This is a genomic window from Saccharopolyspora sp. NPDC000995 (assembly GCF_053599315.1).
Genome location: NZ_JBSFLZ010000051.1, coordinates 1 through 17142, shown reverse-complemented (window position 1 = coordinate 17142; position 17142 = coordinate 1). Strand labels below are relative to the sequence as shown.

Genomic DNA, 17142 nt, shown 5'->3' with positions numbered 1-17142 from the left:
CTCGTCCCCAATTTCAATGGAAACCGAAGGCCCGATTTCATTGAAACGCGGAAGGTGAACCGGGGTGCCGCGTTGCGGGAGGGATTTGGTATCAGAACGGGTTGAGGCCCCAGTGGCCGATCCAGTTCTCGCCGGGCTGGAGAACCAGGAGGTCTTCGCCGGAGTTCAACGCGTTCGGCGGGCAGGTCATCGGCTCGATCGCGATCGCCCTGCCCCGGCCCGGGAAGTCGTCCGCCGTGTAGACCTGCACCCACTTGAACACCGGGTCTGCCCAGAGCCGGACGCCGTGCCCGCTCGGATCGGTGAGCGTGTGCCGCACGAACTCGTCGCCGGGCGCCGGGGTTACGCCGCCGAAAGCCGTGTCGAGCAGCACACCAGCCAGCCTGCGCCCGGTGCGGAAGTCCACCTCGTCACCCTGCAGGGCACGCGGCGGCCGCGCCGGGAGCAGCCGCTGCGCATCCACTGGCAGCACAGTCGACGCCGCCAGCCGGAGCGTGCAGTCGTCGGTTTCGGCGTTGCCGGCGCGCGGGTAGGGGTGCACGCCGACCCCGAACGGAACCGCCCGCGCCCCCAGGTTCTCCACGGTGTGCGTAACCGTCAGACCGTCCGCGTCCAGGGCGTACCCGATGGAGGTCAGCACCGGTACCGGCCAACCCGGCTGCGCGGGCACCATCGCATGCAGGACCACCGTGGACTCGGCGTGCTCGACGAGGGTCCACGCGGTGTGCCGCAACAAGCCGTGGATCGCGTTGTGCCGCGCAGGCTCGGTCAGCGCCAACTGCTGCGGTTCGCCGTCGAACCGCCAGCGCCCGTCGGCGACCCGGTTCGGCCACGGCACCAGAACTCCGCCGGCACCGGCCGGCGGCAGCCGATCCGCGTCATAGGTCTCCGCGTACGGCACGCCGTCGACCTCGAAAACGCGAAGCGCCGCACCGACTTCTGTGATCACGGCGCGCGAGCCTCCGGACGCGATCTCGAACTGCCGTCCGGTAGCAGGAACAGGATCATGCACCTGCCAACTGTACGGCCGGTCCGGCGATCGGGTCACCGCCAACGGTGACCCGATCGGACTCACTTGTTCAACGCCTCGGCATCAAACTTCGTCTGGCCCTTGATGAAGTAGTTGATCAGCCAGAAGATCACACCGATCCCCAGCAGGGCCCCGGCGATGTAGTACTCGGTCGCCGGACGGCCCGACAGCGGACTGGCGAAGAACGCGCAGAGAATCGCGCCCAGAACCGGGACCCAGGTGGGCGCCTTGAAATGCTCGTGCTCCACCTTGTCCTTGCGCAGCACCAGAACTGCCACGTTGACCACGGCGAAAACCGCCAGCAACAGCAGTGACGTGGTGCTGCCCAGCGAACCGATGTCCAGGAGGCTCACCAGGATCAACGCGATGATGCTGGTGAACAGGATCGACACCCACGGGGTCCGCCGGGCCCGGTGCACCTTGCCGAACACCGCCGGGACGATGCCCTCGTTCGCCATGCCGTAGACCAGGCGGCTTGCCATCAGCATGTTGATCAGCGCGCTGTTCGTCACCGCGAACAGGGCGATGATGGAGAAGACGACCGGCGGGAACCACGGGGCCGCGGCCTGCACCACCAGCAGCAGCGGCCCGCTCGACCCGGCCAACTCGTCGGTGGGCACCAGCGTGGAGGTGATCAGCGCGATCACCAGGTAGATCGACGCCGTGATCGCCAGCCCGAGCAGCAGGGCACGCGGGAAATTCTTGGTGGGGTTGCGGGTCTCCTCGGCCATGTTCACCGAGTCCTCGAAGCCCACCATCGCGAAGAACGCCAGCGCGGTCGCCGACGTGATCGCCAGCAGCGGCGTGGTCTCGGTGTTGAGCTGACCCAACCGGCTCGGGTCCGGGACCAGGTCCGGGTTGCTGTTGCCAACGAAGATCGCCCACAGGCCGCACCCGATAACGATCAGCAGGCCGGTTAGCTCGATGCAGGTCAGCACCACGTTCATCTTCACCGACTCGCCGACGCCGCGGAAGTTGACCGCCGCAAGCAGCAGCACGAAGCCCAACGCCACCAGCAAGGACGGCACGCCCTCGCCGAAGATCGCATCCAGGTAGTCACCGCTGAACGCTTGTGCGGCCGAGGAGGCGGACGTGATGCCCGAGCACATCACCGCGAACGCGATGAGGAACGTCAGGAAGTGGATGCCGAACGCCTTGTGGACGTAGAGCGGCGCGCCGCCCGCCTTCGGGTACTTGCCGACCAGTTCCAGGTAGCTGAACGCGGTCAGGAAGGCGACCACGAAGGAGACCAGGAACGGGATCCACAGCGCCCCGCCGACCAGGCCGGCGACCTTACCTGTCAGGGAGTAGATCGTGGTGCCGAGGATATCTCCGACCACGAAGAAGAGCAGCAGTTTCGGGCCCATCACCTTCTTGAGGCCAGGCTCCTGCGCACCGTCGGGCGCAGTGTCGTTCACGGTCTGTTCGTTGGCCATAGCAGAGAAGTGTGCAGGTTGGTTCGTCCGGTTGTCTGCCTACCCTTGGTCGAACCGCACTGCTGCGGCCGGATCAAGCCGGGCAAGCCACCCATTCCGGCACCGTCATGCCTGCTCGGCGGCCGGGGCTCGGTAGTGCCAGAACGCGGGCAACAGGACCGCCGCGAGCACCGCGCCGACGACGACCAGGGCCCCGCCCGCGACGATGACGGTCGAGGTGCCGACCGCCGCGCCCACCAAGCCGTGCACCGTGTCGGCCAGTCGAGGCCCACCAGCGACGACGACGGTGAACACGCCCTGGATGCGGCCGCGCATCTCGTCCGTGGCTGCGGCCTGCAGGATCGAACTCCGGTAGACCATGCTCACCAGATCCGCCCCGCCGCCCAGGGCCAGGAACAGCACCGCCAGCCACAGCGAATCGGCCCAGCCGAACCCGATCACCGCGATGCCCCACGCGACGACGCCGACAGTGACGCCGACGCCGTGCCGCGTGATCCGGTGCAGCCAGCCGGAGAACACTCCGAACGCGAACGCGCCCAGCGGGATCGCCGCGAACAGCCAGCCCAGCGCCGCGCCGCCGCCCGGCGGATCGCCGAAGGTGCGCTCCGCCATCTCCGGGAACAGCGCGCGCGGCATGCCGAACACCATCGCGATGATGTCCATCAGGAACGACGCCAGCAGCACGGAATGCATTGCCAGGTAGCGGAATCCGTCCAGCACAGCGCGCAGCCCGGCGCGCTTCGGGGCGCCTTCCTGCGGCGGCAGCGGCGGCAACCGGAAAACCGCCCACAGCGCCGCGCACAACGCCACCGCGTCGACCAGGTACAGCACCGAAAGCCCCAGCATCGGCAGCAACATGCCAGCCAGCAGCGGCCCGATGATCGAACCGAGCTGGAAAACGGTGGCCCCGAGCGCCTGCGCCGACGGCAGCAGGTGCACGGGGATCAGCCGGGCGATCGCGGCGCCGCGAGTCGGCATGTTCACGGCGAAGAACGTCTGCTGCGCGGCGAAGAGCACCAGCACGAGCCAAACCGACCGGACGTCCGCCGCAGCCACCAACCACAGCAGCACGGAGCTGCCTGCCAGCCCGCCGTTGGTGATCAGCAGCAGCTTGCGGCGGTCGACGGTGTCCGCGATCGCGCCGCCCCACAGGCCGAACACGAGCAGCGGCACCAAACCGAAAATCCCGGCGAGGCCGACGTAGGCGGAGGAGCCGGTGATGTCGTAAAGCTGCTTGGGCACCGCGACCGCGGAGAACTGCGCGCCAACGGCGGTGACGATGTTGGACAACCACAGGCGGCGGTACGCCGGGTACTGCAGCGGCCTGGTGTCCAGGAAGAGCTTGCTCAGCAGGGATGTGATGGATCGACGGGACTTGGTCGGGGCTCCGCTGCTGGGTTGCACGGATGCAAAACCCTAGCGATTAGACGGGCTAACGGCATGCCATTTCCGGACCCGTGTGACCGATGTCTAACCAGATTCAGCCGAACCAGACAAAAACCACCGCAAAAATTGGTTGGGGCCAACATGGCCTCGACCACCCGCGGAAACGCCGGTCTGGCCGCTGCAGGACGTGATTTCTCGAAAAACCGCGCCGGCCCCTCGCCCGACCGCCACCCCTGAGGTGGCGCTTCGCGCGGCTGTCGTTTAGACCCGGGTGGTGCGCATTCAGAAACGGCGCACCGCCCGGGTGACGCAGCTCAGGGGGCGAGGCGCTCGACGGTCCAGAGGTCGTTGGAGCGGCGGAAGCGCAGGCGGTCGTGCAGGCGGTCCGGGCGACCCTGCCAGAACTCCACGTAATCCGGGCGGATCCGCCAGCCGCCCCAGTGCGGCGGCACCGGCACCTTCTCGGCGTCGGCGAAGCGTCGCTGGATGCCGCTCAGCGACGACCGCAGAGCGTCGCGGCCGGCGACCACCTGCGACTGCGGCGACGCCCAGGCACCCAGCTGGGAGCCGCGCGGGCGCTCCGCCCAGTACTCGGCGGTCTCGGCGGACGACACCTTCTCCACTGTGCCGCGCACGTTGACCTGGCGCTGCAGGCCCAGCCACGGGAAGGTCGCGGCGGCCACCTGGGTGGCCTTGAGGTCGTGGCTCTTCGCCGAGGTGTAGTTGGTGAAGAACACCACGCCGCGCTCGTCGAAGCCCTTGCAGAGCACGGTGCGCGAGGACGGGATGCCGTTGGTGTCGGCCGTGGCCAGCACCATCGCGTTCGGCTCGATGAGGTCGGCCTGCACCGCTTCGTCGAACCACAGCTGGAGCTGCTCGTGCCAGGTGGCGGCGAGCGACGACTCGTCCAGCGCCCCAGCCTCGTAGGACACCCGCATGGACGGCAACGCGATGTTGGCCTCCGACATGCTTTTTCCTCCCTGACTCGCCCGGCAGCGGCACGACTCGACTTCTCCGGCTGTTCGCCGGACGGTACGGGTTGGGCGGCCGGCGCGACACTATTGGTGGCACCAACCACGCATACGACGGTAAACGGGATCCGAACGGACGCCGAATCGATGGTGCTACACGATCGATTCCGCAACCGATGCAGTGATCGTTCCCACACCCGTTCGGACGCCCGCACGACCGTGAACAACCGCCGGAACCGCACATCCGTCACGGCACGAGCAAACGCCCCTTCCGGTTAAAACAGACCAATTGCGTGGATCCTGCGAGCGTCGCGGCCGCCCCCGACCGCGAGCACTTTCGGGGGAGTCGCGGACGCCCAAGGAACGGGCTGCCTTTCACTTGAACACCTCGGTCCGCGGTGTGCCGCGGGCGCCGTTGCCCCTACGTGGCATTCACCAGCTGTGAGCCCCTAGAACTTTCGCATCCGGGTGTGCCCGATCGCCTCTGCGAGCCGGCGCTCGGCGGTCACGACGTTCTCGGCCAGCACGGTGGCCAGCGAACACCCTTCGGCCGGCGGAACCAACTACTACCACTCCCCGCTGGCGGGTCGACGCGATCGTGGTCCCGCACGACCGTCTCGGTCGCGAGCGCTCGCGCTCCCGCGAGTAACCCCGCGCTCGCCACGAGCCGGTCCGCTATTACTGCGAGCAATTGACCAATTACGACCCTTTTCAAAATTTTGCGCCGCTAACTAAATTATTTGCAGATCGTGTGATCTATCTCATTTCAGAACTTTCTTCCGGTGAATCCGATTGCTTCCGCCACGCGGGCGGGTGCACTGTGTCCACGACGCCCCGCCACGTCCCCCGAGCCGCGCACGCGCGGCCCCGAACACCGAGGAGACGAGGCAACCATGAGCAACGCGGGCCAGTCCGAATTCCGCCCCGGCCTGGAGGGCGTGGTCGCCTTCCAAACCGAGATCGCCGAACCTGACCGCGACGGTGGAGCGCTGCGCTACCGCGGCGTGGACATCGAGGATCTGGTGGGCGCGGTGTCCTTCGGCGACGTCTGGGCGCTGCTGGTGGACGGTCGCTTCGGCGACGGCCTGCCGGCTGCCGATGACGCAGTCCTGCCGGTCCGCACCGGCGACGTGCGGACAGACGTCCAAGCCGCACTGGCGATGATCGCGCCGACCGCCGGTTTTCCGCCGCTGCTGGACATCGACGAGCAGCAGGCCCGCGCGCAGCTGGCGCGTTCCAGCGCGCTCGGGTTGTCGTTCGTGGCACAGTCCGCGCGCGGTGACCGGCCGCCGGTTCCGCGGGCCCAGATCGCAGAAGCCGCGACGGCCACCGAGCAGTTCCTGATCCGGTGGCGTGGCGAACCTGACCCCAAACACGTGCAGGCACTCGACGCGTACTGGGTATCGGCGGCCGAGCACGGGCTGAACGCCTCCACGTTCACCGCCCGGGTCATCGCCTCCACCGGCGCCGACGTCGCCGCCTGCCTGTCCGGGGCGGTCGGCGCGATGTCCGGCCCGCTGCACGGCGGAGCCCCGGCCCGGGTACTGCCAATGATCGAGGAGGCCGAGCGCACCGGCGACGCCCGCGCAGTGGTGACGTCGATCCTGGACCGCGGCGGGCGGCTGATGGGCTTCGGCCACCGCGTCTACCGCGCGGAGGACCCGCGAGCCCGGGTGTTGCGCAACACCTGCGAGCAGCTCCGCGCGCCGCGCTTCGAGGTGGCACGGGAGCTGGAGCAGGCCGCGCTGGCGGTCCTGCGGGAGCGCCGACCGGACCGGCAGATCGAGACCAACGTGGAGTTCTGGGCCGCGGTGGTGCTCGACTTCGCCCAGGTCCCGACGGCGATGATGCCGGCGATGTTCACCTGCGCCCGGCTCGCGGGCTGGTCGGCGCACATCCTGGAGCAGCAGCGCACCGGCCGCCTGGTGCGCCCGTCGGCGCAATACGTCGGCCCGAACCCGCGCTCCCCGCAGGACGTCGAAGGCTGGGACTCCATCCACCAGCTGATCGCCCCGGTGTGATCGCGGTGTCTCCGTCTCCGGTACCGGAGGTGAAGCGAACGGACAGTGATGATGTGTGTGTTCGCGTCGTCTACCGAGGCGTACGGCCCGTTCGCTGCGACCGCGCCCCGGAGCACCTCCCAAACAGCGGTAGCGTGGAGTAGTGACGGTCACATCCACCGATGCGCAGCGGCGGTTACACGTCGAGTACGCCGAAGCGCTGGAGGCCGACGCGGAGACCAGCGGCGAGCAGTGCAACGACCTCGTCGAGGCGGCGGATTACTGGCATTTCGCGGGCGAGCACGAGCGCGAGGAACGGGCCCTGCGCGCCGCGGCCGAGGTCGACGACGGCAACAATGTGCTCAACGGCCCCGCCGCGTTCGCGAAGTTCCTGCTGACCCACGGGCGGCGCGCGGAGGCCGAGGAACGCTTCGCGCAGCTGCTCCGCGAGGGCTCGAACTGCGAGTGGGCCTACGTGACGGCGTCGATCGCGTACCAGCTCATCGATGCACCCCAGGAGGCGCTGCGCTGGCTCAACGTCGGCATCAACCGGTTCATCCCGAGCCTGGACCTCGAGCTGGAGAAGGGCGATGCCGGCTCTGAGCTGCTGCGCCAGCGCAGCCTCCTGCGCCGCGAGCTCGGCCTGCCGAAGGACGGTTTTGACGACCTCCTCGACCGGCTGACCGACCACGGCCGCCAGATTGGCGAACAGATCTGCGAGATCCGGCGGCACCACGAGACCGAACGGCTCGCGGTCCTCTACTGGCCGCCGGAGGAATTCGCCGAGCTCCAACGAGGACGCCCGACCTGGTACCCGGGCACCACGCACCTGGAGCACCGCCGGGAGGTCCAGCGGGCCCTGCGGCAGCACCCGGCACCTGCGGTGGTCATCGGCTCGATCGGGGCGCTGGTGGACTTCGCCGCATCCCGCGGAATACCACCTGGCGGGCGGTCCGCCCGCGAGGAGTTCGCCGCCGAAGCCGCCCGCCGCGGGCTGGCGACCGCCTGGCCGCCGGGCCGCAACGACGCCTGCTGGTGCGGCTCCGACCGCAAGTACAAGAAGTGCTGCGGAGCCCCCGGCTTCGCCTGAGCCGCGCGCCGTGGGGCCGTGCGCTGCCGCGGGCCCGACCAAGATCAGGTTATGTCGCCCAGCGGGGTATTGGCCAACTGCGAGGGTCCGCAGTAAGTTGCGGTGCGGCTGTTCGCAGCACCGGGGTCACCCCCGGCGAAACCCTGCTGCAACACTTGAGCCGAGCCGGCAAAGGCGCCGGTCATCAGGCCACTGGCGCGCGGGAGGCACTGCCCCGCCACCTGCACAGTCACCACAACAACGCCCGGAGGCGCCGGCATGACGCAGGCCGAGACCATCGATCCGACGACCCTGAAGCTGCCCGACGAACTCAAGCCCGCCGACGGCCGCTTCGGCTGCGGTCCGTCCAAGGTCCGCGACGAGCAGCTCGCCCACCTGGCCGACGCGGGCGCCGCGCTGATGGGCACCTCGCACCGGCAGAAGCCGGTGAAGTCCCTGGTCGGGCGGGTCCGGGAAGGACTGCAGGAGCTGTTCTCGCTGCCCGACGGCTATGAGGTCGTGCTGGGCGTCGGCGGCACCACGGCGTTCTGGGACGCCGCGACGTTCGGCCTGGTTCGCGAGCGGTCGCTGCACCTCACCTACGGCGAGTTCTCGTCGAAGTTCGCCAAGGCCGCCAAGACCGCGCCGTTCCTGTCCGACCCGGTGGTGGTCGCCGCCGAGCCGGGCGACGCGCCGGAGCCGGTGTCGGACCCGTCCGTCGACCTGATCGGCTGGGCGCACAACGAAACCTCCACCGGCGTGATGCTCGCGCCGAGCCGTCCGGAGGGGTCGGAGAACGCGCTGATCGCGATCGACGCCACCTCGGGCGCGGGTGGGCTGCCCTTCGACGCGGCCGATGTCGACGTCTACTACTTCGCGCCGCAGAAGTGCTTCGCCGCCGACGGCGGGCTGTGGCTGGCCGCGATGAGCCCGGCCGCGATCGAGCGGATCGGCGAGATCGGGGCGTCTGACCGCTGGGTGCCGGAGTTCCTGTCGTTGCCCACCGCGCTGGACAACTCCCGCAAGGACCAGACGTACAACACCCCGGCGGTCGCCACGCTGTTCCTGCTCGCCGACCAGATCGAGTGGATGAACGGCCAGGGTGGGTTGGACTGGTGCGTGCAGCGCACCCGCGAGTCGTCGCAGCGCCTGTACTCCTGGGCCGAGGCGTCGGAGTTCGCCACCCCGTTCGTCGCCGACCCGGCGAAACGCTCCCAGGTGGTCGGCACCGTCGACTTCGCCGACTCCGTCGACGCCGCGGCGGTCGCGAAGGCGTTGCGGGCCAACGGGATCGTGGACACCGAGCCGTACCGCAAGCTGGGCCGCAACCAGCTGCGGGTCGGCATGTTCCCGGCGATCGACCCGGACGACGTCACCGCACTGACGAAGTCCGTCGACTGGGTAGTTTCGCAGCTCTCCTGACACGCAGAGTCGCACAGTCGCCGGGCCCGGGGCCGATCCCGGCGGCTTTTTTATCAAAAGCCACTCCTCTAAGTGAACAGTCGGCAACTATTGGTGACATTCACCGAAAATGAGTGGTTTTACCCGTTCGCTCAAGTGCCACCTTTCCGGCAAGATCGAGCCGGAGAGAGCGACCAACGAGGATACGACGTGCCCGGCGTGCCTCCCGCGTCAAGGCGGCGCGCCGGGTTACTGTCACAGCTTGGTGACATGTAGGTCGGCGGGAGGCTGGCGTATGCGAGCGCTGCGAGTGGTCGGGCTCGACGAGGACGGTGAATCCGTCATCTGCGAGGACCCGGAGAACGGCGAGCGCTTCACCGTGCCCGCCGACGAACGACTGCGTGCCGCAGCCCGCGGTGACCTCACCAGGCTCGGCCAGGTCCAGATCGAGATGGAAGCCCAGATGCGGCCCCGGGAGATCCAGGCCCGCATCCGTTCCGGCGCGTCCGTGGCGCAGATCGCGGAGGCGTCCGGCATCCCGGAGCACCGGGTCGAGCGCTACGCCTACCCCGTACTGCTCGAACGCGCCCAGATCGCCGAGATGGCGCAGCGCGCTCACCCAGTCCGCGAAGACGGCCCGGACGTCCAGACACTCGGCGAGGTCGTCGCGCACACCTTCGGCATGCGCGGCCACGAGTACTCCGAAGCGAACTGGGGCTCCTGGCGCGGCGAAGACAGCAAGTGGGTCGTGCAGCTGACCTGGCAGGCCGGGCGCTCGGAAAACCGCGCGCACTGGGTCTTCCACCCGGGCGCGCACGGCGGCACCGTCGCAGCGCTCGACGACCACGCCGCCGAACTGCTCGACCCGTCCCCGAACCGCCCGCTGCGGACGGTTCGACCGGTCACCGAGCTGGCGCGCGAAGCGCTGCAGCTCGACCAGCAGGCGCAGCCGGTGCAGGAGCGGGGGGAGGAGCCAGTGGCCACGGCGCGGCCGGAGGCTCCTCCCCTCGACCTGGACACCGGCCCGCCGACGGAGCCGGTGGAGGAGCCGATGACGGAGGAAAGCGCCGAAGGCGCGACCACCGAGGCGGCGGAGGACGACGCGCAGCGCAAGGCGGAGCCGCGGCGCGGGCGCAAGAGTCATCCGATCGTGCCGTCGTGGGAGGACGTACTGCTCGGCGTCCGGTCCCACCGCTGACGACAGAAACCCAACGGGGCCGGGGCGAACACCAAGCTCACCCGGCCCCGTTGGCATCTCCACGGTCACGTCGATTTCAATGGAAATTGCGTTCCGTCGCCGTGTCGGACCACAACACGCCGACGGGTGTGTGGACAACTCCCCCAATTTCAAATGGAAATCAGAGTTCTGATTTCCATTGAGCACCTTCACAGCCTGCACCGCCGCGGGTTCTCAGTGACCTGGGGTTTCGTAACCGCACCACAACGCAAGAAAAGGTTGGAAAACGCTCATCGAAATTGCGTAGTCGGCCGGGTCGTCAGCCGAGGAGGCTGAGGGTCAGCGCTATCCAGGCGGCGACTATGCCCGCCGCCGTTCCGTAGGCCGCCCAGCGCCAGACCGGGACGTACCGGCCCAGCCAGATCGACGGCGTGAACCCGGCCGCGACCGCGAGGTTGACCACCACCGCGAGGATTCCGCTCACGTCCGCCAGCCCCTGCGTCACCACCACCAGGGTCACCGCCACGATCGCCCCGATGATCGCGCTGACCACCAGGCCAGGACCCCACGGTGTAGGCGGAACCGGTGCGAGCGTTCCGCTACGTCGTCCAGGTATCGCGTGCGCCGAGCGGGGTCGGCCGATGCGGTTCAGTTCACCGCTGAGCGGGTCGACGTAGCCGATCTGCCCGCCGGTCTCCGCCGCGAGCCGCATCGCCAACTGACGACCGCGCTGCGACACCAGTTCCGCGTCGTTGTCTGGGGTTTGCTCAGCCTGCACGGCCTCCACCACGTGCGCCCACTCATGCAGCGCAGCGACCAGCGCACCCGGCAGCCTCAGCCGGGCCGGGTCAACCTCGCGACCGACGCCGCGCACCAGCACCGCGCGACCGGATCGTGCGTGCAGCTCCCAGCCGGATTCCCGGGCGTCCATCACGCTCCGCTCATCGCGTGGAAGGTGATCGCCCCGGCGGTGGCGACGTTGAGCGAATCCACCCCGCTGACCATTGGGATCCGGACCGCGACGTCCGCGGCCTCGATGGCCTCGTCGGTGAGCCCAGGGCCTTCCGAGCCGAGCAGCACCGCCACCGAGCCCCGGTCCAGCTCAGCGTCGCGAAGGGATTTCGAATCCGCTCGGGGGGTGAGCGCGGCGATCCGGAAGCCGTTGTCGCGCAGCAGCTTGAGGTCTTCTGGCCAGGAGGTGAGGTGGGCGAACGGGACCCGGAGCACGTGCCCCATCGACACCCGGACGCTGCGCCGGTACAGCGGGTCCGAGCATCCCGCGCCGAGCAGCACGCCGTCGATGCCGAGCGCGGCGGCGTTGCGGAATAGCGCGCCGAGGTTCTCGTGGTCGCCGATGCCTTCCAGCACCGCCAGGCGGCGGGACCGGCCGATGAGCTCCGCCGGCTCGATGACCGGGGCTCGGTCGGCGACCGCCAGCACGCCGCGATTCAGGTGGAAGCCGACCACGCTCGCCATCACGTCGGCATCGGTGGCGTAGGCGGGCACGTCGAGGGCGGCGGTGGCTTCGGCAAGCTCCTCGATCCGGCGGCGCCCCCCGAACAGCGCCCGCACCGGGTACGGCGAGGCGAGCAGTCGTTCAACCACTACGACGCCTTCGGCGATCACCAGCCCGCGCCCGCCTGGGCGATCCGGGCGGCGGTCCGCGCGGGACAGATCGCGGAAGTCGTCGACCCTCGGGTCGTCGGCATCGCTGACCTCGACAATGTGCGCCACGCCCGCATTCTCGCACCCGCCGCCGATCGGGCTGGCCGCCCCGGCTGGCGCGTTGCGGGTGAACCGCGTTGTCGTTCTCGGCCAGTGGGATCCGCGGTGCCGGGGATGCAGGTGCGTCCGTTGACCTGAGCCCGATTCGTCTGGGATTCCAGGCAAAACGCGCGAAGATCGACGACTGTGCCGTCCGCCACCGGATCAGGTGCCCCAGGAGGGGTAAGTTCGCGGCATGGCTCGACTCGGCAACACTGAACTCGACGTCTTCCCCATTTGCCTCGGTGGCAACGTGTTCGGCTGGACGGCCGACCGCGATGAGTCCTTCGAGGTCCTGGACCGCTACTCCGCCGCGGGCGGCAACTTCATCGACACCGCCGACAGCTATTCCTTTTTCGCTCCGGGCAATTCGGGCGGCGAGTCTGAAACACTGATCGGCGAGTGGCTGCGCGCCCGGGGCAACCGCGATGACATCGTGATCGCCACCAAGGTCGGCAGGTGGCAGGACCGGCGGCCCGGCCTGTCGGCGGCGAACATCAAGGCCGCAGCCGAAGATTCGTTGCGGCGCCTAGGAATCGATCACCTCGACCTGTACTACGCGCACAGCGACGACGAGGCCACGCCGCTGGCCGAGACGCTTGGCGCGTTCGACGATCTGGTGCGGGAGGGCAAGGTCCGCTACATCGCGGCGTCGAACTACACCGCACCACGCCTGGCCGAGGCGCTGGAGATCTCGCGCCGCGAGGGCCTTGCCCGCTTCGACGCCTTGCAGCCGCACTACAACCTGGTGGAGCGCGGTCACTTCGAGGGCGAGCTCGCCGAACTCTGCGTTCGCGAAGACCTCGCGGTGCTGCCGTACTACGCGCTGGCCAAGGGATTCCTGACGGGCAAGTACCGTCCGGGCGGCGACAGCTCGGAAAGCCCGCGGGCCGAGGGTGCCCGCGCCTACCTGGACGAGCGTGGCGTGAAAGTACTCGCTGGACTGGACGAAATCGCGACACTCCGTAACGTGCCTATCCCTTCGGTCGCACTGGCGTGGCTGTTGGGGCAACGCAGTGTTACTGCGCCGATCGCCAGCGCCCGCAACACCGAACAGCTAGCGGATCTGCTCCCGGCGGCTCAACTCACGCTCACTTCCGCCGAGCTGGAGCGGCTTGCGGACGCCTCCCGTTGATCACTCTGCGCACCTCCCAGTGACACCGTTTTGGCCGCTGGCCCCCCGGGTACCGATGTGTCACGGTGGTTTCCCCAGCGCTGCGCGCTGACGTGCTGCCGATCAAGCGGGGAGACGGCATGAGACGGCACGTGGACGATCAACCCTTCAAACCAGTGGACCGGCAACGGTATCGGAGCAAGATGCAGCGTGGCCTTGATGCCCTGGCCCGGATGCTCGCCGAAGGCAATTTCTCCTTCCCCCACCAGCAGATGGGGCTGGAGATGGAGCTGTGCCTGGTGGACGACCAGATGGAGCCGTCCATGTCCAACTCGGTGGTGCTGGAGAAGATCAGCGAGCCGGTGTTCACCACCGAACTCGGCCAGCAGAACATCGAGCTCAACGTCGAGCCGCAGGTGCTGGCCGGGGACAGCGCCTTAGAGCTGGAGGCCCGGATGCGGGCCGCGCTGCAGCGCGCGGACTGCGGGGCGCACGACGCCGGGGCGAAGATCGCCATGATCGGCACGCTGCCGACGCTGCGCAGCGCGCACTTCGACCCGAACTGGCTGTCGCGCAACCCGCGGTACTCGCTGCTCAACGAGCAGATCTTCCTGGCGCGCGGCGAAGAAATGCTGCTGGACATGGAGGGCGTGCCGCTCGGCGATGCGCAGCCCGAGAAGCTGCGCTCCTACGCGGACTCGATCTTGCCGGAGTCGGCGTGCACGTCCGTCCAGCTGCACCTGCAGGTGGCGCCTGAGGACTTCGCGGCGCATTGGAACGCCGCGCAATGCCTGGCCGGGGTGCAGGTGGCCATCGGCGCGAATTCCCCGTTCCTGTTGGGCAAGGCGTTGTGGCACGAGACGCGGATCCCGCTGTTCTTGCAGGCCACCGACACGCGTCCGGTGGAGTTGAAGAACCAGGGCGTGCGACCGCGGGTGTGGTTCGGGGAGCGTTGGATCACGTCGATCTTCGACCTGTTCGAGGAGAACGTCCGTTACTTCCCGGCGTTGCTGCCGGAGCCGGAGGAAGAGGACCCGGTTGCCGCGCTGGAGGCCGGACGGGCGCCGACGCTGACCGAGCTGCGGTTGCACAACGGCACCATCTGGCGCTGGAACCGTCCGGTTTACGACCTGGTGGGCGGTGTTCCGCACCTGCGGGTGGAGAACCGCGTGCTGCCGTCCGGGCCGTCGGTGGTGGACATCGTCGCCAACGCCGCGTTCTTCTACGGCGCCCAACGGGCGCTCACTGAACAAGATCGTCCACTATGGACGCAGATGTCGTTCGCGGCGGCGGAGGAGAACTTCTACGCCGGGGCGCGGCACGGCTTCGACGCGCACCTCTACTGGCCGAGCATCGGCTGGGTGAAGCCGGATGAGCTGGTGTTGCGACGCCTGCTGCCGATGGCGCACGACGGCCTGCGGGCATGCGGGGTGTCGGATGGCGCATGCGAGCGCTACCTGGGCGTGATCGAGAAGCGCTGCCTGGCGAAGCGCAACGGTTCAACCTGGCAGCGGGAAACCGTTGCGCAGTTGGAAAACCGCGGCGCGGACCGGCACGACGCCCTGACCGGCATGCTGCGCCGCTACATCGACCTCGCCGACAACGGAGACCCGATCCACACCTGGCCGGTGGGGTGATTTTCCCTGGAACGGGCCGATCCCCCCAACGGCGAGATCGCGCAGCTCCCACGGGGCTGGGGCCGTCAGAGGGCTCCGTCGACGTCGAGGACCGGGCGGTCGTTGTGGCTGGTGAGACGGGCTCGGATGCCGAATACCTCGGCGAAGAGGTGCTCGTCGATGACTTCGGCGGGAGCCCCGCTGGCGACAACTCGGCCCTCGTGGAGGACCGCGAGGCGGTCGCAAAACTCCGCCGCGTGGCGGCGGTCGTGCACCGTCAAGAGCACTGTCAAACCCGATCGCGCCAGGTCGCGGAGGAGGTACACCGACGCTGTACTGGTGCCGCAGGTCGAGGTGGTTCGTCGGCTCGTCGAGGACGATCGCCCCCAGTTGCTGCCAGCGCACGGGCAATTCCCGCTCGCTGCCGCTGACCGCCGGACCACTTGCGAAACGTCTCGCTCCGCAGCGTCCAGAAGTACTGTGCATCGCAGGGATTCGTCGACGATGTGCTGGCCCGCCGACCGCATCCGCTCCAGCAGGCCCAGGTGCGGCAGCCTGCCCTGCGCCACCTCCCGAACCGTCAGCGCTGCGCGGTTCTCGGCTTCCTGCGTGGTGGCGGCCAGAATCCGGGGCCGCCGACGCCGCCCAGCACTGGTCTCACCCGCGACCTCGACGAACCCGGCCACCGGCGCCACCGCCCGGTACAGGGTGCGCAGCGTCGTCTTCCCGCTGCAGTTCGGGCCGGGCCCCACGAGCCCGAACACCTCGCCCTCCCGCATCTCTATGTCCACATCGGACAGGATCGTCCGGCCGCCCAGCTCCACGCGCGCCCCGCGCACCCGCACCTCCTGCGGCGCTCCGCTGCCGCCGCAACATGACCACGAACACCGGCCCGCCCACCAGTGCCGTGAGCACCCCCCACCGGCAGTTCGGACGGCGCGATGACCAGCCGCGCAGCCAGATCCGCCAGCACCACGAACACCGCGCCCAACAACGCCGACACCGACAGCATCCGCCGCGCTTCGGCACCGACCAGGAAGGTCGCGGCGTGCGGCACCAACAGCCCGGCGAACACGATGCCGCCTACCACGGCGACCGCGGTCCCGGCCAGCAGAGATCCCGAACAGGCACACCATCCGCAACGCCCGGGCGTTTTGAGCCCAAACGCCGCTGCCGCATCGTCGCCGCCGTGCAGCACGTTCATCCAGCGCCCTGCGGCGACCGCCACGACCAGTCCGATCGCGAGCACCAACGCCGTCACCGGCAGCGACTCCCACCGCGCGGCGCCGAGGCCGCCGGTGATCCAGAACAGCACCTGCTTCGTCTGTGCTGCACACCTTCGCGCTCGTAGGACGGGTACTGGTCGGCGAGCAGCGGCACCTCGGCGTACGCGACGAGCAACCGACGCATCGTGCCTTCCAGGGCCGAGCCGGCCTGCGGGAAGGCCGGGACCGCACCGGAAGCCGCGAGTCCCAGACCCCGAGCGCAGACCGCGGCGGTCGTTGGAGTAATACCTCGCGAGCGGGCGATCGGGCTCGCCGCGCGGTGCGCGGCCTACCGTTGCGGGTCAGCGCCGGACTTCGACCGGCTTTTCCACTCGCGGGGTCCGCCGAGGACGCTGCCCGACTCATCGAACCGGGGCAACCGGGCGAATCCTCCCGAACCGCAACGTTTTCGCAGATCACAGGGGCTGTTGGCGCAACTCGCCCGACAGGCGAGATCAACGCCTCCATACGGCTAGTTGCCATACTGTGGCAGTAGCTAGACTATGTCGACAGCGAAGGGAGATGTTCAATGGCGCAGTACGTGTTGCCGGAGTTGGACTACGACTACGCGGCGTTGGAGCCGGCGATCGCCGGTGAGATCAACGAGCTGCACCACAGCAAGCACCACGCGGCGTACGTCAAGGGCGCCAACGACGCGGTGGAGAAGATCGCCGAGGCGCGGGAGAAGGGCGACTTCTCCTCCATCGTTGGGTTGGAGACCACGCTGGCGTTCAACCTGGCGGGGCACTCGCTGCACCTGGTGTGGTGGAAGATTCTCTCGCCGGGCGGCGGGGACAAGCCGACCGGCGAGCTGGCGGCGGCCATCGACGAGGACTTCGGTTCCTTCGACAGGTTCCGCGCCCAGATGGAGGCCGTGTCGACCACGATCCAGGGCAACGGCTGGGGCGTGCTG

General features: G+C 68.8%; 15 protein-coding genes. 7 read left to right on the top strand and 8 right to left on the bottom strand.

Features of this window, described 5'->3' with window-relative positions; all coding sequences use genetic code 11:
- Positions 1-91: 91 nt before the first annotated feature.
- The 4 genes from ACWDKQ_RS18280 to pdxH form a co-directional block, all read right to left on the bottom strand.
- A complete protein-coding gene (locus ACWDKQ_RS18280) occupies positions 92-1012 on the bottom strand; it encodes an aldose 1-epimerase family protein (RefSeq protein ID WP_450139925.1) in 921 nt (306 codons plus the stop codon).
- A gap of 59 nt (positions 1013-1071) precedes the next feature.
- Complete coding sequence (locus tag ACWDKQ_RS18275; protein WP_450139924.1) at positions 1072-2466, bottom strand: APC family permease; 1395 nt, start codon at positions 2464-2466, stop codon at positions 1072-1074.
- Between the two features lie 105 nt (positions 2467-2571).
- Positions 2572-3870, bottom strand: a complete 1299-nt coding sequence (locus ACWDKQ_RS18270) for an MFS transporter (RefSeq protein ID WP_450139923.1) — start codon at positions 3868-3870, stop codon at positions 2572-2574.
- 296 nt (positions 3871-4166) lie between these two features.
- Positions 4167-4820 (bottom strand): pyridoxamine 5'-phosphate oxidase, encoded by a 654-nt coding sequence (gene pdxH, locus ACWDKQ_RS18265; protein ID WP_450139922.1) that lies wholly within the window; start codon positions 4818-4820, stop codon positions 4167-4169.
- An 896-nt stretch (positions 4821-5716) separates the two neighbouring features.
- On the opposite strand from pdxH, the gene ACWDKQ_RS18260 reads away from it, so the two are divergent.
- From ACWDKQ_RS18260 to sepH, 4 genes are all read left to right on the top strand, one after another.
- A complete protein-coding gene (locus ACWDKQ_RS18260; protein ID WP_450139921.1) occupies positions 5717-6844 on the top strand; it encodes a citrate synthase 2 in 1128 nt (375 codons plus the stop codon).
- A gap of 142 nt (positions 6845-6986) precedes the next feature.
- Entirely contained in the window at positions 6987-7913 is a 927-nt protein-coding gene (locus ACWDKQ_RS18255; protein ID WP_450139920.1) for an SEC-C domain-containing protein, read from the top strand.
- Positions 7914-8171: 258 nt separating this feature from the next.
- Entirely contained in the window at positions 8172-9314 is a 1143-nt protein-coding gene (gene serC / locus ACWDKQ_RS18250) for a phosphoserine transaminase (protein WP_450139919.1), read from the top strand.
- A 274-nt stretch (positions 9315-9588) separates the two neighbouring features.
- Positions 9589-10491: a septation protein SepH gene (sepH, locus tag ACWDKQ_RS18245; protein ID WP_450139918.1), complete on the top strand. Its 903-nt coding sequence runs from the start codon at positions 9589-9591 to the stop codon at positions 10489-10491.
- 298 nt (positions 10492-10789) lie between these two features.
- Here the strand turns inward: sepH and ACWDKQ_RS18240 are convergent, their stop codons facing one another.
- Together ACWDKQ_RS18240 and ACWDKQ_RS18235 are read right to left on the bottom strand one after the other, a co-directional pair.
- Positions 10790-11401 (bottom strand): DUF2537 domain-containing protein, encoded by a 612-nt coding sequence (locus tag ACWDKQ_RS18240; protein WP_450139917.1) that lies wholly within the window; start codon positions 11399-11401, stop codon positions 10790-10792.
- Positions 11401-12204, bottom strand: coding sequence for a TrmH family RNA methyltransferase (locus ACWDKQ_RS18235; RefSeq protein ID WP_450139916.1), 804 nt, complete (start codon positions 12202-12204; stop codon positions 11401-11403). Before ACWDKQ_RS18235 ends, ACWDKQ_RS18240 begins: the two co-directional genes overlap by 1 nt.
- 226 nt (positions 12205-12430) lie before the next feature.
- Here ACWDKQ_RS18235 and ACWDKQ_RS18230 point away from each other — a divergent pair, with 226 nt between their 5' ends.
- Both ACWDKQ_RS18230 and ACWDKQ_RS18225 read left to right on the top strand, forming a co-directional pair.
- Positions 12431-13369, top strand: a complete 939-nt coding sequence (locus ACWDKQ_RS18230) for an aldo/keto reductase (protein WP_450139915.1) — start codon at positions 12431-12433, stop codon at positions 13367-13369.
- 119 nt (positions 13370-13488) lie between these two features.
- On the top strand, positions 13489-14985 hold the full coding sequence (locus ACWDKQ_RS18225) for a glutamate--cysteine ligase (RefSeq protein ID WP_450139914.1): 1497 nt from the start codon (positions 13489-13491) through the stop codon (positions 14983-14985).
- Between the two features lie 65 nt (positions 14986-15050).
- On the opposite strand, the gene ACWDKQ_RS18220 is transcribed toward ACWDKQ_RS18225, so the two are convergent.
- Positions 15051-15803, bottom strand: coding sequence for an ATP-binding cassette domain-containing protein (locus tag ACWDKQ_RS18220; protein ID WP_450139913.1), 753 nt, complete (start codon positions 15801-15803; stop codon positions 15051-15053).
- Positions 15746-16279 carry a FecCD family ABC transporter permease gene (locus tag ACWDKQ_RS18215; RefSeq protein ID WP_450139912.1) on the bottom strand — a complete coding sequence of 178 codons (534 nt, stop codon included), beginning with the start codon at positions 16277-16279 and terminating at the stop codon, positions 15746-15748. Before ACWDKQ_RS18215 ends, ACWDKQ_RS18220 begins: the two co-directional genes overlap by 58 nt.
- A 479-nt stretch (positions 16280-16758) precedes the next feature.
- On the opposite strand from ACWDKQ_RS18215, the gene ACWDKQ_RS18210 reads away from it, so the two are divergent.
- Positions 16759-17142, top strand: a 384-nt coding sequence (locus ACWDKQ_RS18210; RefSeq protein ID WP_450139911.1) for a superoxide dismutase, incomplete at its 3' end; no start/stop codon positions are given.

Excerpts from the sequence above, each read along its gene's own strand:
- ACWDKQ_RS18275 (WP_450139924.1), bottom strand. The coding sequence starts at position 2,466 with ATGGCCAACGAACAGACCGTGAACGACACTGCGCCCGACGGTGCGCAG.
- ACWDKQ_RS18225 (WP_450139914.1), top strand. The coding sequence starts at position 13,489 with ATGAGACGGCACGTGGACGATCAACCCTTCAAACCAGTGGACCGGCAA.
- ACWDKQ_RS18240 (WP_450139917.1), bottom strand. The coding sequence starts at position 11,401 with ATGGACGCCCGGGAATCCGGCTGGGAGCTGCACGCACGATCCGGTCGC.
- ACWDKQ_RS18230 (WP_450139915.1), top strand. The coding sequence starts at position 12,431 with ATGGCTCGACTCGGCAACACTGAACTCGACGTCTTCCCCATTTGCCTC.
- ACWDKQ_RS18260 (WP_450139921.1), top strand. The coding sequence starts at position 5,717 with ATGAGCAACGCGGGCCAGTCCGAATTCCGCCCCGGCCTGGAGGGCGTG.
- pdxH (WP_450139922.1), bottom strand. The coding sequence starts at position 4,820 with ATGTCGGAGGCCAACATCGCGTTGCCGTCCATGCGGGTGTCCTACGAG.
- sepH (WP_450139918.1), top strand. The coding sequence starts at position 9,589 with ATGCGAGCGCTGCGAGTGGTCGGGCTCGACGAGGACGGTGAATCCGTC.
- serC (WP_450139919.1), top strand. The coding sequence starts at position 8,172 with ATGACGCAGGCCGAGACCATCGATCCGACGACCCTGAAGCTGCCCGAC.